The organism is Rhodococcus sp. 06-1460-1B (assembly GCF_002258475.1).
Classification (GTDB): Bacteria; Actinomycetota; Actinomycetes; order Mycobacteriales; family Mycobacteriaceae; genus Rhodococcoides; species Rhodococcoides fascians.
Map to the genome: position 1 here is coordinate 241,674 of NZ_NOYS01000004.1, position 14,918 is coordinate 256,591.

Annotated in this window: 12 protein-coding genes; 7 read left to right on the forward strand and 5 right to left on the reverse strand. The window is 64.1% G+C overall.

Features of this window, described 5'->3' with window-relative positions; genetic code table 11:
- Positions 1–24 precede the first annotated feature (24 nt).
- Positions 25–1,581 (reverse strand): adenylate/guanylate cyclase domain-containing protein, encoded by a 1,557-nt coding sequence (locus tag CH268_RS01740; RefSeq protein WP_141215073.1) that lies wholly within the window; start codon positions 1,579–1,581, stop codon positions 25–27.
- A 154-nt stretch (positions 1,582–1,735) separates the two neighbouring features.
- Between CH268_RS01740 and CH268_RS01745 the strand changes: the two genes are divergently transcribed.
- The 4 genes from CH268_RS01745 (at position 1,736) to CH268_RS01760 (ending at position 6,852) form a co-directional block, all read left to right on the forward strand.
- A complete protein-coding gene (locus CH268_RS01745; RefSeq protein WP_027495752.1) occupies positions 1,736–2,641 on the forward strand; it encodes an AurF N-oxygenase family protein in 906 nt (301 codons plus the stop codon).
- A 53-nt stretch (positions 2,642–2,694) separates the two neighbouring features.
- Positions 2,695–4,188 carry an FAD-dependent oxidoreductase gene (locus CH268_RS01750; RefSeq protein ID WP_094662166.1) on the forward strand — a complete coding sequence of 498 codons (1,494 nt, stop codon included), beginning with the start codon at positions 2,695–2,697 and terminating at the stop codon, positions 4,186–4,188.
- Positions 4,189–4,287: 99 nt separating this feature from the next.
- Complete coding sequence (locus CH268_RS01755) at positions 4,288–5,385, forward strand: ferredoxin reductase (protein ID WP_052066505.1); 1,098 nt, start codon at positions 4,288–4,290, stop codon at positions 5,383–5,385.
- Positions 5,386–5,409: 24 nt separating this feature from the next.
- Positions 5,410–6,852 carry a fatty acid desaturase family protein gene (locus CH268_RS01760; RefSeq protein WP_027495754.1) on the forward strand — a complete coding sequence of 481 codons (1,443 nt, stop codon included), beginning with the start codon at positions 5,410–5,412 and terminating at the stop codon, positions 6,850–6,852.
- Positions 6,853–6,937: 85 nt separating this feature from the next.
- Here CH268_RS01760 and CH268_RS01765 read toward each other — a convergent pair whose 3' ends face one another.
- The gene (locus CH268_RS01765) at positions 6,938–8,290 is read right to left on the reverse strand and encodes an MFS transporter (protein ID WP_027495755.1); all 1,353 of its coding nucleotides are present in this window, start codon (positions 8,288–8,290) and stop codon (positions 6,938–6,940) included.
- Between the two features lie 122 nt (positions 8,291–8,412).
- The gene (locus CH268_RS01770; protein WP_094662168.1) at positions 8,413–9,300 is read right to left on the reverse strand and encodes a DUF5996 family protein; all 888 of its coding nucleotides are present in this window, start codon (positions 9,298–9,300) and stop codon (positions 8,413–8,415) included.
- 145 nt (positions 9,301–9,445) lie between these two features.
- On the opposite strand from CH268_RS01770, the gene CH268_RS01775 reads away from it, so the two are divergent.
- Entirely contained in the window at positions 9,446–10,285 is an 840-nt protein-coding gene (locus CH268_RS01775) for a class I SAM-dependent methyltransferase (protein WP_094662213.1), read from the forward strand.
- A gap of 31 nt (positions 10,286–10,316) precedes the next feature.
- Here CH268_RS01775 and CH268_RS01780 read toward each other — a convergent pair whose 3' ends face one another.
- Positions 10,317–10,754 (reverse strand): SRPBCC family protein, encoded by a 438-nt coding sequence (locus CH268_RS01780; RefSeq protein WP_032407211.1) that lies wholly within the window; start codon positions 10,752–10,754, stop codon positions 10,317–10,319.
- Positions 10,755–10,775: 21 nt separating this feature from the next.
- Positions 10,776–11,243, reverse strand: a complete 468-nt coding sequence (locus CH268_RS01785) for an SRPBCC domain-containing protein (RefSeq protein ID WP_032369124.1) — start codon at positions 11,241–11,243, stop codon at positions 10,776–10,778.
- A 195-nt stretch (positions 11,244–11,438) separates the two neighbouring features.
- Between CH268_RS01785 and CH268_RS01790 the strand changes: the two genes are divergently transcribed.
- Both CH268_RS01790 and CH268_RS01795 read left to right on the forward strand, forming a co-directional pair.
- Positions 11,439–13,619: a glutamine synthetase III family protein gene (locus CH268_RS01790; protein WP_094621566.1), complete on the forward strand. Its 2,181-nt coding sequence runs from the start codon at positions 11,439–11,441 to the stop codon at positions 13,617–13,619.
- A gap of 98 nt (positions 13,620–13,717) precedes the next feature.
- Positions 13,718–14,791: an alkene reductase gene (locus tag CH268_RS01795; RefSeq protein ID WP_032386405.1), complete on the forward strand. Its 1,074-nt coding sequence runs from the start codon at positions 13,718–13,720 to the stop codon at positions 14,789–14,791.
- Positions 14,792–14,918 lie beyond the last annotated feature (127 nt).

Here is a 14,918-nt window from a genome sequence, read left to right on the forward strand (position 1 = left end):
CCGAAAGGGAAACCTTCGAATTTTCTACCGCGTGCTCGCCTGTTCGCCGCGCAGTATCGGAGCCGCCAGAACCGTCGGTGCGGATCGCCCGCGAAGGGTCACGGACCGACCCGATTCCCACAATTGCCGCTCGTCCGAGGTTGCGTGTTCGAGCACCGTCGACGATGTGAGCACGTCGGTGTCGGGGTCGTCTTTTGCGAGATCGGTGAGCCGCGCAGCCTGATTCACCGTGTCGCCGATGACGGTGTACTCGAAACGGGACTCGGCCCCGATGTTGCCGGCGATCACCGGCCCGTACGTGACGCCGATACCGATCTCGAATCCGCCGTCGGCTCGAAGCGCGGCGGCGAGCGTGCGTGCAGTGCGTAGTGCCGCGGTGGCCGGGTCGGGATGATCGACCGGAGCGCCGAAGATCAGCAGGGCGGCATCGCCCTCGAACTTGTTGACGAAGCCGCCGTTGCGCTCGCCGTGTTCGACGACCACTGCGAAGAATCGATTGAGCAGGTCCACGACCGTCGCGGCGGATTCGCGCTCGGCCAGTGCGGTGGAGCCGACCAGGTCGATGAACAGGACGGCGACGGTTCGGTTTTCGCCGCCGAGACGGGGCGCGCTGGCCAACGCGCGCTGGGCGACGTCGTGGCCCACGTGCCGGCCGAACAGCGAGCGGAGTCGCTCCCGCTCGTCGAGACCGACGACCATCTTGTTGAACCCGTTCTGCAGTCTGCCGATCTCGGAGGCGTCGTAGACGTCGACGCGGGTATCGGTGGCACCGGCCTCCACTCGCTGCATGGCAGAGCTCACCTGCTGCAGCGGATCGGACACCGAGCGACCGACGAGGAACATGCCGCCGAAGCCGACGACGAGGGCGATGGCAGAGAGCGAGACCATCGCGGGGGACAGGTCGACGTCCGGGGGTATGACGGTGTCGATCAGTCGGCCGAGTCCGATCAGCCCGAGCCCCAGGATAGGAATGGCCGTGCTCAGTACCCAGATCAGGACGACCCGCAGTTTCACGCCGAGTGCCGCGGCGTCGGTGACCTCGCTGACCTCCATCACAGCCGCGGTGATCGGCCGCAGGGTGCGTTCGGCTACCAGGTAGCCCAGCGAGCACGTCGCCAGTCCGCCGAAACTGACGGCGATGGCCACGATGATCGACAGTGCAGCCCCGGCCGAGGCGTTGACGCCGACGAACACCGCCACACCGAGCGCCCACAACAGAACGTGCACGCCGAGTTGCCGGAGGGGTAGCCGGATCACGGCGATCGTGGTCTCGTCCGACGGCGTGCCGCCGGTGTGCAGCCACTCGACGAGCGGTCTCGCGACGCGAAGTCCGAGCGCGATGCCGATGCAAATAGCCACCGGCAGGTAGACGAAGAACGCCAGGTAATTGCGGTCAGGAGCGCAGCCTGCGGAGTGACCTCCAGAGCAGAACAAGATCTCTTCGGATCCGACCGGCAGCGGCAGGATGAACCGTGCCAACACGAAGACGATGACCGCCCCGATGGCGTTGGCCGACACCATTCCCGCCGCGTAGAGGCGCATCGGGGTGCGGGCGAGGGCGGACCTCAGTGCTGCGATCACTGGCGCTTCTTCGTTCTCTGCACGCTCGAACTCTAGGTGCCCCGACGAAAAGAATTCGGGCGATTCTGCCCGAGTGACTATCTGTGTCGAGAAGTACCTGGTAATCTTCGTAACAGCTAACCACTCCTGTTCGACGATGAAAGGAACGACGGCGATGACCAGCACACTCTCCAGGAACGATGTCCTCGAGCCCGAGGATGTTTCCGCACGTTTGCTCGATTCCGCCGCCCAGCTGTCGTACGACCCGGCCGAAGAGGTCGACTGGGAGGCCGATCTCGATCCGTCCCTCTACGGTCTCAATCCGGAGTGGAGCACGCTCTACGGCACGAAGTTGTGGGACGAGATGAGCGAAGAACAGCGCATCACGCTCACTCGCCACGAGGTCTGCTCGATCATGAGCACCGGCATCTGGTTCGAGATGATCCTGCAGCAGATGGTGTTGCGCGATCAGTACTGCAAGGACTCGTCCAACTCGGATTTCCAGTTCGCGCTCACCGAGATCGCCGACGAGTGCCGTCACTCGATCATGTTCGCTCGGGCCTGCCAGAAGATGGGCATCAAGGCGTACCTGCCGCGCCGGTCGAGCATCGAACTCGGCCGCGGATTCAAGGCCCTGGCCTCCGCCGAGGTCGCCTACGGCGGCATCCTCGTCGCCGAAGAAGTTCTCGACGTCATGCAGCGCGACTGGATGCGCGGCGAGAACGTACTGCCCCTCGTGCGCACCACCAGCAAGATCCACGTCGTCGAGGAATCGCGACACATGACCTTCGCGCGCGCGCAGATGCGTGAAGACATCGAAGGCAAGAGTCCGGCTCGCCGCAAGGCCAGTGCGCTCGTCGTCGCGATCGCCGCTCGACTGATCGTGTCCAACATGGTCAACAAGGAGGTCTACGCAGCAGCTGGCCTCGACGTCGACCGTGCGGTGAAGGAAGCGAAGAACAACGCCCACCACCACACGATGATGCGCACCTCGAGCGAGCATCTGATGGCATTTCTCCTCGACTGCGGTTTGATCACCAAGCCGGCGGAGATGATCTACCGTCGTCTGCACATGCTCTGACCACACTGTTCGAGAAAACACTGTTCGAGGCCGTGAAGGACATCCGATAACCCATGCCGTTCGCGATCACGCAGAACTGTTGCAACGACGCATCCTGCCTGTCGGTGTGCCCGGTCAACTGCATTCATCCGACCCCCGACGAGCCGGATTTCGGTAAGACCGAGCTGCTCTACATCGATCCACGATCGTGCATCGACTGCGGTGCGTGTGCGGATGCGTGCCCGGTCGACGCGATCACCCGGGTGTCCCGGTTGACTCCGGACCAGCAGATCTACGCCGAGATCAACGCGGATTACTACCGCGACAAGCCGGCGGTTGCGGAGTGGGGTGAGCCGCGCTTTCCGGTGGCGACGGTCAACGAGCTGCCTCCGGTCAGCATCGCCATCGTGGGCACCGGTCCGGCGGCCTGCTACACCGCGCAAGCCCTGCTGCGCGTGCCGGGAACCACGATCACGTTCTACGACCGGCTGCCGACCGCAGGCGGTCTGGCGCGCTACGGCGTGGCACCGGACCACCTCGGCACTCGACGCATCAGCGAGCACTTTCGCGGAATCTTCGCGCACCCACGCGTGACGATGAAGCTCGGCATCGAGGTGGGCAAGGACGTCGATCACGTCGAGCTGGCTCGAAAGTTCGACTCCGTCGTCTATGCCGTCGGTGCCGACAAGGATCGAGCGCTCGAGATTCCCGGTGTCGATCTCGACAATTCGGTCAGCGCGCGCACCCTGGTCGGCTGGTACACCGGGCATCCCGACGTCCCCGCCGACGCCATCGATCTCACGGGCGTCGACCGCGTCACCATCATCGGCAACGGCAACGTCGCCCTCGACGCCGCGCGCATTCTCACGGCCGATCCCGATTCTCTGAACGGAACCGAGATCGCCCCACACGCGTTGGCAGAGCTCCGTCGCAATCGCGTGCGAGAGGTGGTCGTCCTGGCGCGACGAGGACCGGAGTTCGCGGCATTCACACGATCGGAGTGCAAGGCGCTCGTCGATCGCGCCGGAGTCGACGTCGTCGTGGCGGGACCGGACGGAATCTTCGACGCGATCGACCGGCTGCCGTTGTCCGCTCCTGCGTCGGCGCTGGCCGGCGCGGCCCGAGTCGATCTCGGATCCGGCGCGCACGGGCGTCGCATCGTGTTCGCATTCGGGCGGGCACCTGCTGCTGTGCACGGGCAGGGCTCGGTGGAGTCCATCGAGGTGGGAGTGGGTGAACACGCGGTCACTCTCTCGACGGAGCTGGTGCTGCTCGCGATCGGTTATCGCGGAACACCGTCGCCGGGCGTCCCGTTCGACGACATCACCGGCACCATCCGTAACGAGGGCGGCCGCGTCACCGCGGCCGACGGCACTCCGGTGCCCGGGTGTTACGTGGTGGGGTGGGCCAAGCGCGGGGCGACCGGTGGCATCGGCGACAACAAGATCGATGCCGAGGAAACAGCCGAGGCGTTGTTGGCGGATGTACCCACTCGAGGTACCCGGCCGCTGGGCTGGTACGGCAAGGTCAGTGCCGCCTTGGGAGACCGAGTGTCGCGAGCACGCTGACCGGTCGGTATTTCCCCGTTCTGTTCATGTTGTGTAGCAGTCTCATTCGAGTCTGAGCAATTCCGGCGCGCGGCAGGCCGCCCGGGGTTACCGTTGAGTATGGCTGAACGGGGGGCCAAGCCCCAGGTTTCTTTTGTGAGACGGACGATGCTGCGCGCAGTCCGGTCGTTGTTCAATCCGCTCCGGCCCGACGACTATCTGTCGATGATCAACCCGCTGTGGACCACTCGTGAGCTCCGCGGCAAGGTCGAACGTGTGGTCCCCGAGGGATCCGAGGCCGTGTCGGTGTACATCCGTCCCGGTTTCGAGTGGCAGGGTCACACGCCGGGCCAGTACGTACGGCTCGGGGTGTTGATCGACGGCCGCTATCACTGGCGGGCGTACTCGTTGACGTCCGATCCGGACCCGGAGGACGGGTTGGTCAGCGTCAGTCCCAAGCTCGTGCCGTCCGGCACAGTGTCGCCGTATCTGGTGGGTACCATCAGAACCGGCGATATCGTCCGGCTCAGCGAGGTCGAGGGTGAGTTCACGATTCCGAGTCCGGTTCCGGACAAGATGGTGTTCATCAGCGCCGGTAGTGGCATCACTCCGATCATCAGCATGTTGCGATCCCTGGATCATCACGACCAGGTCCGCGACGTGGTCGTGGTGCACTCGGTACACAACCGTGAACAGTTGATGTTCGCGGACACGCTCGAGCAACTGGAAGCCAAGCACGACGGGCTGACGGTGAAGCTACGCATCACCAGTGACGAAGGTCGAATGAAGGCGTCGGAACTGGACGAACTGGTCCCGGATTGGCGTGAGCGAGAAGCATTCTGCTCCGGTCCGGGCGAGCATCTCGACGATCTGCGCTCGTACTGGAAAGACCAGGGCGAGTCGGAACGCTTCCATTACGAGAGTTTCCAGCCCGTCATCGGCGGTGGAGACGATGCTGGTGAGGGCGGAACCGTGCGCTTCGTCAACAGCGAGAAGGACGTCGAGTGCGACGGCGGCACAACGATTCTCGCCGCGGGCGAGGAAGCCGGCCTGGATCTGACGTACGGCTGCCGAATCGGCATCTGCCATACGTGCGTAGGTACCCTGAGGAAGGGGCGTTTACGTGACCTACGTAACGGGGATATCTCCGAACCTACGGGGCAAGCGGTTCGGATCTGTGTCAACACTGCTGAGGGCGACATCGAAATCGAACTCTGATCTTCCATTCGAACAGGGGAATGTATGTCTATCGACGAAACCACCAGGCGCGTCACCGACACCGATGAGCCGGTGAACCCGCTGGCGCACTTGAGTGACGAGACGATCGCCGAACTCGCCAAGGAGTTCGACGCCATTCACGACGAGGTGTACTCCAGCCTCGGTGACAAGGACCGCAAGTACATCACCTCGGTGATCGCAGCCCAGCGTCAGCTGCTGGTTGCCGGCCGGGTGCTGTTGCTCGGCTCCACCAGCAAGCCGGCGTGGCTGGCCGGCACCGCATGCCTCGGCATCGCGAAGATCCTCGAGAACATGGAGATCGGCCACAACGTCATGCACGGCCAGTGGGACTGGATGAACGATCCGGAAATCCACTCCTCCGTGTGGGACTGGGACACCGCGTCCACCGCCAACTCGTGGAAGCACTCCCACAACTACGTGCACCACACGTACACGAACATTCGCGGCAAGGACAAGGATCTCGGCTACGAGATCATGCGTATCGATCCACGTCAGAAGTGGAGCCCCGTCTACCTGGCCCAGCCGTTCTACAACGTGCTGCTGATGGCGTTCTTCGAGTGGGGCGTCGCCCTGCACGATCTCGACATCGAGGCTATCCGTCGCGGAGAGAAGCCCGTCAAGGAGCTCGTCGAGGACCTCAAGGGCATCGGCGTCAAGGCACGGAAGCAGTTCGTCAAGGACTACGTGGGCTGGCCGCTGATCAGTGCCGGGGCATTCGCGCTGGCGCAGCTCGCCTCGGGTGGTCGTCTACCCGAGAGCAAGAGGTCTCGCCTCGCGTCCAAGCTGCGGGGATCCGCGCGTTTCGGCAAGAACCGCCGGACGGCCGCCCTGTTGGACAGTCGGGTCAGTGGTGTCGAGAGCACGTTCCTCTCGACGGTGGCCGCCAACTTCACCGCCAACATCATTCGCAATGTCTGGTCGAACGCGATCATCTTCTGCGGTCACTTCCCGGATCAGGCATACACCTTCAGCCAGGAAGAGGTGGAGAACGAGACCCGCGGCGGATGGTACGTTCGCCAGCTCGTCGGTGCCGCCAACATCGACGGCGGACCGCTGTTCCACCTGATGAGCGGCAACCTGAGCTACCAGGTGGAACACCACCTGTACCCGGACATGCCCAGCACTCGGTACTCGGACGTCGCGCCGAAGATCAAGGACATCTGCGAGCGCTACGAATTGCCCTACAACACCGGGCCGTTCTTTCAGCAGTGGGGCATGGTCCAGCGGACCATCGCGCGATTGGCCTTCCCGGGTGGCAAGGTTCGGCCGAAGCCGGGCCCCTACCGTCCCGAGGAGAGCTGGCGTCGCAAGTTCGCCGAGGGTGCCACCAAGGACAGTGAGGCCGCCAAGACTCGCGGTCGCGTACCGGCCGAGCATCCCGCGGCGGGACCGGAGCACAACTCCGGTGGCGTCGACGTTCAGCCGCCGCCCCGTGGCGACGACTGAGTCTCGTTCCAGGACAGCTGACAAGAACCGCGGCCACCCGATTTCCGGGTGGCCGCGGTTCTTTGTGTGTGTCGGTTGTGGGCCTTTACGCCATGTCGACATCCTTGGTCTCGATCAGTCTCTTGGTGCAGACCAGACTCAGCACCGACAGCAGAGCCAGCATCACGCCGATCGAGATACTGCCGAACGCGGCCGTGAGCGGTGCGGCAAGCATCGGCGGAATCGCGCCACCGAGAACGCCGGCGAGGTTGTAGCCCAAACCGGCTCCGGTGTAACGGAATCGGGTTTGGAAGAGCTCCGGAAGCAGAGCTCCGGTCGGCCCGTACGCAACACCGAAGATTGCGAGCGTCACGCACATGCCGATCACGAACGCGACCGGTGAGCCCGAGTCCAGCAAGGGGAACAGTGCTATCGACCACGGCACCGCGACGATGCACGCCGCCATGATGACTCGGCGTCGGCCGACGCGATCGGAGTAGGTTGCCGAGGTGGCGATGGCAATACCGAAGATCACCGCAGCGCCTATCCCGGTGACCAACACGAACGGGCGGTCGAACCCGAGGGTCTTGGTGCCGTAGCTCGTCAGGTATGCGGTCCCCATGTAGAAGAAGGCGAAGAGGGATGCCAATGCGCCTGCCGCAGTGATGATTTCGCGCTTCTGGATGCGCCATGCGTCGAAGATCGGCAGTTTGGTCGGTGCCGAGTTCGCCGGAGCGTGCTCCTCGGCGAGCTTGTTGGCTCGAAAGACCGGGGTCTCTTCGATGGCCAACCGCATGTAGAGGCCGATGAGGACCAGAACAGCGCTGAGCAGGAACGGAATTCGCCACCCGTAGTTGAGGAAGGTCTCGTTGGTATCGCCGAACAGCAGGCCGGTGGCGAGGAAGGTCGCACTGGAGAAGATGAACGCGGCCGAGGGTCCCAGCTGCGGGAACATCGCATAGAACCCACGCTTGCCGGCCGGTGCGTACTCGGCAGTGAGCAGCGTGGCACCCGCCCACTCTCCGCCGACGGCAAATCCCTGCCCGAATCTGAGCAGTACCAGAATGATCGGGGCTGCGACTCCGATGGTGGCTGCGCCGGGCAGGAGACCGATCGCGAAGGTGGACACGCCCATCAACAGCAGGGTCGAGATCAGGGTCTTCTTACGACCGATGCGGTCGCCGAAGTGGCCGAACAGCACCGCACCGACGGGCCTGGCGATGAACGCGACGGCGAACGTCGCGAACGACGCCACGGTGCCCGCGGTCGAACCGAGCGCCGGGAAGAAAATCGTGGGGAAGACGAGTGCGGCGGCAGTGCCGTAGATGAAGAAGTCGTAGAACTCGATCGTGGTGCCGATGCCACTGGCAACCGCTACTCGGCGGACGCTCGTCTTCGTCTGCACCGCCGGTGGGGTCGGAGTGGCGACGCCCGGATCCTCGGGCGAGACAGCGGTCATGGTTCCTCCGTTTTTGTCGGGTATCGGGTATATGTGCGATACCGAATGCGACGAACGGTAGTGATCCGGGTCACCCGTGGGATACCCCCGAATGGGGGGAACGATGACCGTCCCCACCCGAGCTAGTCCCAGTGGGCGGTCTCGACAGCAGCGCGATAGGTGTTCTCGAGAAAGGCGAGCAGAAGTGCGTCGGGGTCCTCAGCGGTGCGGACGGACTCGTACGGAAGTACGTACTCGCCGAGATCACGATCGAAGTACGCGGGGGCGGTGACGGCCGGATGGCTGTCGTAGCCGTCCGGGTTCGGGTAGGCGTACGCGTAGAACGCGCCCTCCGCGGCCCCGCCCGGCCAGAACCCGGCGCTCGACACCTCGTCGCTGTATGCCTCGTGCATCACCCAGTCGGGACAGTTGGGAACACCGCCGGGATGCTGTGGTGCAGGCCTTCCGGAGAATCGTGTGACCGCGAGATCGAAAGCGCCCCAGAAGAAGTGGACCGGGCTGGATTTGCCGCGGAAGCCGGCTCGAAACTGCGAGAACACCCGATCAGCGCTGACGAGCGCTCGCCAGAACTTCTGGACGGCATCGGCGTCGTACGACGCGTGCTCGACGTCCTCGGCGAACGGTGTCGCGTGTGGCAGTTCGACCGGCACTGCCACGATCGGAGCCTCCACGCCGAGCCCGGAGAGCAGATCGGTGTACTCGGCGTAGAAGTCCGCAACGGTTCGAGGCTCGAGCTTCATGGTTCGGCGCTCGCCATCGGTAGTGGCCAGGATCAACTGGTGTGCGAGAAAGTCGAAGCGAATCTCGAGGCCTCGATCGCCGAGTGGCATCAGCGACGTCGTCAGGCCCGAGGCGTCGACGTACAGCGCAACTCCCCACCAGTGGTTGAGCGGGGGCGACAACGCCATTCGGGTCTTGCCGACTATCTGGGTCCACAGTTGCACCGTGTCGCGCGTGTCCGCCCAGCTGTCGACTCGAAGTTCGGGCCACGCGTCGTACGAATTCGTCATATGTCGATGATGCACGGACGAGGGGAACCAGACCATACCTGTGCCGAGACGCCGGGGCAGCACCTCAGGCGCGCCTCAGGATTCGTCGGTACGGTCGTCGGCAGTTGCGGTACGTCCGCAGCTCGTCAACGTGGAGGTGTCCGAGTTGTCCACCGACTCCAACCGGGGTGTTTTCGACGATGCTCGGGTCGCCGCCACGTACGTGGAATTCATGGGACCCACCGACGGATTTCTCGATCGCGGTGAGGCCGCAGCCTTGGTCGCCGCAGCAGACCCGGCCCGCGGGGTTCCCGTGCTGGACGTGGGTGTGGGCAGCGGCCGCACCACGCCGCTGCTGCGATTGCTGTCCGACCGCTACGTGGCAATCGACTACGCCCCCAACATGATCGACGCTTTCCGTAAGAATTTTCCCGATCTTCCGGCGCACGTCGCCGACGCTCGTGACCTGGCGGCGTTCGAGGACGGTGAGTTCGGCTTGGTCGTCTTCAGCAACAACGGACTCGATACCGTGACCCACGAGCAACGACGCCGCGTACTGGCCGAATTCGCGCGGGTGACCGACGAGACAGGCGTCGTGGTCTTCTCGACGCTCAATCGCGGTGGCCGGTCGTATCTGGAGAGCCCGTTTCAGTTACGGCGACCGACGACTCGGCCACAGTTCTCGCTGCGAGCACTTCTCGTCGCCGTCGGACGTCGTCTGCTCGATCCGTCTGCGCAGGTGCGCGGCGTGCGGAACTGGGTCGTCAATCGGTCGAAAGCCGAGGATCACCGATCGTGGGCTCTGGCCCCGTTGCAAGCCCACGAATTCGCACTCGTCATGCACTTCTCGACCCTCGACGACGTCCGCACTCTGGTGGCCGGCGCGGGCCTCGAACTGATCGCCGTCTACGGCGACGACGGCGAACGCATCGCGCCGGACCGACACGAGTCCGCGGCCGACAACTTCACCGTCCTCGCGAAAAAGCCTGCGCTGGAACGAAAGTGACTTCGAGGTACTGAGCTCGGAAGCGCCGAGGTCACAGTCTTTCCAGCGCGGCGGTCATCTTCTCCACGGTCTCCGGAGCGACCTTTGCCTCGAAGCCCGCCTTCAGGAACGGGCCCGCAACCTTTGCCGCACCGTTGAATTCGACGTGGGCGTGGTAGTCGATCCGGGTCGATCCGGGGCCCTCGGCTGTCAGCGTGATGTCGTCGACGCTGGTTGCCGTCTTGTTCTTCCCCTCGAGCACGACGTGATCGGGCTCGTCGGTGACCAACGTATACGTCAGTTCGGTAGTGACTCCGAACAACTTCGAGACGTTGTGCCATTGCGTTCCGACGGCCACCGGGCCGCCGGAGACCTGGGTGCAGCTCTCGGTTCCCGGATCCCACGCCGACGCATTGGAGAAGTCGCGCAGGAATGCCGCGGCCTTGTCGAGCGCGACAGCGGCGGTGAAGGTTCGGGTGACGTCGACCATGAGGTTCTCTCTTTCGATGGATCAGTTCTCGACGGTGACGCCGAGGTGTTCTGCGAGACGGCGCATCGTGCCGACGATCTGTTCTTCGGTCACCCTCGGAAAGCCGGCCATCTTTCGGAACTCCGGATCGGTGACGCGGGACCAGTCGTAGACCTGCGTCAGTGCTGTCCTGTCGTGGGCGACCTCCTCGAGTTCCCAGGACCACCGCGTGCCACGGGGTTCCATGCCCTGGCGATTGGGAATCCAACCGATGCGTCGGTCCTGCTCGAACACGAACACGGTGTTCTCCATGACGTACTCGCCCAGTTCCGGTTGATACATATCCATCGCGAAGGTGTCGCCCACCGCGTTCAGCGGCGTCGGATCGATCGCGCCGCGCAGCATGTCCGAGCCATCGACCGCGGCCTGGACCTCGGGATTGGCCAGCGCGGTGAACACCGATGCGGGGGGTGCGTCGATCACGCGGCGGACGGTCAGTTCGTCGGTCATGGGGCCACGCTTTCCGGTTGATTACGCTGGCTACGCAGTTACCCCCGTCTGCGGGGAAGGAAACTCCTGCCTTCCGACGGTTTTGCATTGCAGTGGACACAGCGACGAAACACCACCGCCACGAGGCATTCGTACAGTCGCCGAGTCGGACTCCGCACACACCAGGTGCGGAGCGCACCTTGCCAAGGGGTAGCCATGAGTGGAAATACCGTCCGCCTGCAGGCGATCAAAGACGTCGAGGCGTACGTGCCGCCTGCGGTCAGCTTCGTCGGAGACGAGAAGCCGGGCGAGATATTCGGTGAGAACGTCTTCAGCAAGGTCGTCATGCAGAAGCGACTGCCCAAGTCGGTGTTCAAGTCGGTGATGGCCACGATCGACAAGGGCAAGAAGCTCGACCCCATGGTGGCCGACGCGGTGGCGTCGGCGATGAAGGACTGGGCTCTGGAGAAGGGCGCAACGCACTACGCGCACGTCTTCTACCCGCTCACGGGGTTGACGGCCGAGAAGCACGACAGCTTCTTCGATCCCGTCGGTGACGGCAGTGCGCTCGCCGAATTCGCAGGCAAGACGCTGATTCAGGGCGAGCCCGACGCGTCGAGCTTCCCCAACGGCGGCCTGCGCAACACGTTCGAGGCACGCGGATACACCGGCTGGGACGTCACCAGCCCGGCGTACGTCCTCGAGAACCCGAACGGCAACACCCTGTGCATCCCGACGGTGTTCGTCTCGATGACCGGTGAAGCCCTCGACCACAAGACTCCGCTGTTGCGTTCGCAGCAGGCGATGGGCGGACATGCCGAGCGCATCCTGAAGCTGTTCGGGCACGAGAACATCGAGAACATCGTCTCGTTCTGTGGCCCGGAGCAGGAGTACTTCCTCGTCGACCGGCACTTCTTCCTGGCCCGTCCCGACCTGCTCAATGCAGGTCGCACCCTGTTCGGCTCGAAGCCGCCCAAGGGCCAGGAATTCGACGACCACTACTTCGGTGCCATCCCCGAGCGCGTGCTCGGCTTCATGATGGACACGGAGCGTGAGCTGTTCAAGCTCGGCATTCCTGCCAAGACCAGGCACAACGAGGTAGCACCCGGACAGTTCGAGATCGCGCCGATGTTCGAGCGCGGCAACATCGCGGCCGATCACCAGCAACTGTTGATGACGACGTTCAAGACCATTGCCAAGAAGCACGGCATGGAGTGCCTGTTCCACGAGAAGCCCTTCGAGGGTGTCAACGGCTCGGGCAAGCACGTCAACTTCTCACTCGGCAACTCCGACCTGGGATCGCTGTTGGTGCCCGGCGACAATCCGCACGACAACGCGCAGTTCCTCGTGTTCTGTGCCGCCGTCATCCGCGCAGTGCACAAGTACGGCGGTCTGCTGCGCGCCTCGGTGGCGTCGGCGACCAACGATCACCGCCTCGGTGCCAACGAGGCACCGCCGGCAATCATCTCGATCTTCCTCGGCGACCAGCTCGCCGACGTGTTCGACCAGATCGCCAAGGGTGCAGCCACATCCTCGAAAGGCAAGGGCACCATGATGATCGGTGCCGACACCCTGCCCGTACTGCCGACCGATCCCGGCGACCGCAACCGAACCAGCCCGTTCGCCTTCACCGGCAACAGGTTCGAGTTCCGCGCCCCCGGTTCGATGCAGACCGTCAACGGCCCGATGGTCACGATCAACACGATCATGGCCGAGGCGCTCGACTACATGGCGACCAACCTCGAAGCGGCCGTCGCCGACGGCACCGATTTCGACACCGCCGTGCAGAATCTGCTGACCGAGATCATCACCGAACACGGCGCGGTGGTGTTCAACGGCGACGGCTACTCCGACAACTGGCAGATCGAGGCCGAGGCACGCGGCCTACCGAACCTGCGTACGACGCTCGACGCGTTGCCGGAGTTGATTTCCGAGTCGGCGATGGAATTGTTCGAGAAGTACAAGGTGTTCAACCACCGAGAGATGCACTCGCGCTACGAAATCGGGCTCGAGCAGTACGCGTTGACGGTGTTCGTCGAAGCGCGGTTGACGCTGGAAATGGGTCAGACATCCATCCTGCCCGCTGCCGTGCGCTATCAGACGGAATTGGCGCAGAACGTCAGTGCGCTCAAGGGCGCGGGCGTCGACGACGTCGACATGACTGCGCTGCACGCAGTCTCGGCTCCACTGTCGGAGCTGCGCGCAGCGTTGGCGACATTGAAGGCGGCCCTCGAAGCGGATCCGGGCGGCGACGCTCTGGCCGAGGCCACCCACGCCAAGGACGAACTCTTGCCTGCGATGGCGGCTGTCCGTTCTGCGGCCGACACCCTCGAGGCAATGGTGGCCGACGATCTCTGGCCGCTGCCGACGTACCAGGAGATGCTGTACATCCTGTGAGTGAGCAATGTCTCGGATCGGAATAGCTTCATGGATCTCGGTGGTTCGAGTGATCAGTGGCAAGGACTGTGCACGCACTCGTAAGGAGATAGAGATCCATGAAGTTGTTTTCCCCGTTGACGCTCGGTGACCTGAAGCTCGACAACCGGTTGGTGATGGCTCCGCTGACGCGGGTGCGCTCAGGACGTGACGGAGTGCCGGGTCCGCTGGTGGTCGAGCACTACAAGCAGCGGGCATCCCTCGGTCTCATCGTCAGTGAAGGCACCTACCCGAGCCATGCGGGCCAGGGCTTCCCCGGTCAGCCCGGTCTGGTGACCGACGAGCAGATCGAGGGGTGGCGCAATGTCGCCGACGCAGTGCACGCCGACGGCGGGCTGATCTTCGCTCAGGTGATGCATGCCGGGCGCGTGACCCACGAGGCGACGACGGGTGGCCGTGAGGTCGTCGGGCCCAGTGCCATCGCCATCGACGGCGAGACTCACACGTACGAGGGAAAGAAGGCATACCCCACCCCGCGTGCACTGCGGGAGGACGAACTGCCCTCGGTGATCGCCGATTTCGTACAGGCCTCGAAGAATGCGGTCGCTGCCGGTATGGACGGCGTCGAGGTTCACGGTGCCAACGGTTACCTGTTGCACGAGTTCCTCTCGCCCGCCTCGAACCAGCGTGACGACAAGTACGGCGGTTCACCGGAGAACCGGGCACGGTTCGTGGCCGAGGTGGTCGAGGCCGTGGCCGCGGCGCTCGGAGCCGGCAAGGTCGGCATCCGCATTTCGCCCGAGCACAACATTCAGGATGCGCTCGAGACGGACTCCGACGACGTGCGTGCCACCTACCGCGCCTTGGTCGAGCGGCTCGCACCGCTCGGTCTGGCGTACCTCAGTGTGCTGCACAAGGATCCGTCGGGCGAGCTGGTTCAGGATCTGCGGCAGGCGTTCGGCGGCGCCGTGCTCGTCAACAGCGGCTTCGGTGAGATCACCACTCGCGACGAAGCGCTGTCGCTGCTCGACGACAACGTCGGCGACGCCGTCGTGGTCGGACGCCCGGCAATCGCGAACCCCGATCTCGCGTACCGCTGGCGTGAGGACCTTCCGCTGAACGAGCCGGACCAGAGCACGTTCTACACCGACGGTGCCAAGGGCTACACGGATTACCCGGCGTTCAGTGCCTAGCGGCAGTGGTGCGGTTAGGTGCCCTCTGGGGGCTGTTGCATTTTGTGTGAGCGGTAGTTCGACGTTGTAAAGGGGTGGCTCGGGTTCGATGCCCGGGTCACCTCTTTTTCGGCCCTGGGGTGCTCAT

Coding starts and splice junctions, on each gene's coding strand:
- CH268_RS01785 (WP_032369124.1), bottom strand. CDS start 11,243: ATGACCGACGAACTGACCGTCCGCCGCGTGATCGACGCACCCCCCGCA.
- CH268_RS01745 (WP_027495752.1), top strand. CDS start 1,736: ATGACCAGCACACTCTCCAGGAACGATGTCCTCGAGCCCGAGGATGTT.
- CH268_RS01760 (WP_027495754.1), top strand. CDS start 5,410: ATGTCTATCGACGAAACCACCAGGCGCGTCACCGACACCGATGAGCCG.
- CH268_RS01795 (WP_032386405.1), top strand. CDS start 13,718: ATGAAGTTGTTTTCCCCGTTGACGCTCGGTGACCTGAAGCTCGACAAC.
- CH268_RS01755 (WP_052066505.1), top strand. CDS start 4,288: ATGGCTGAACGGGGGGCCAAGCCCCAGGTTTCTTTTGTGAGACGGACG.
- CH268_RS01770 (WP_094662168.1), bottom strand. CDS start 9,300: ATGACGAATTCGTACGACGCGTGGCCCGAACTTCGAGTCGACAGCTGG.
- CH268_RS01780 (WP_032407211.1), bottom strand. CDS start 10,754: ATGGTCGACGTCACCCGAACCTTCACCGCCGCTGTCGCGCTCGACAAG.
- CH268_RS01750 (WP_094662166.1), top strand. CDS start 2,695: ATGCCGTTCGCGATCACGCAGAACTGTTGCAACGACGCATCCTGCCTG.
- CH268_RS01765 (WP_027495755.1), bottom strand. CDS start 8,290: ATGACCGCTGTCTCGCCCGAGGATCCGGGCGTCGCCACTCCGACCCCA.
- CH268_RS01790 (WP_094621566.1), top strand. CDS start 11,439: ATGAGTGGAAATACCGTCCGCCTGCAGGCGATCAAAGACGTCGAGGCG.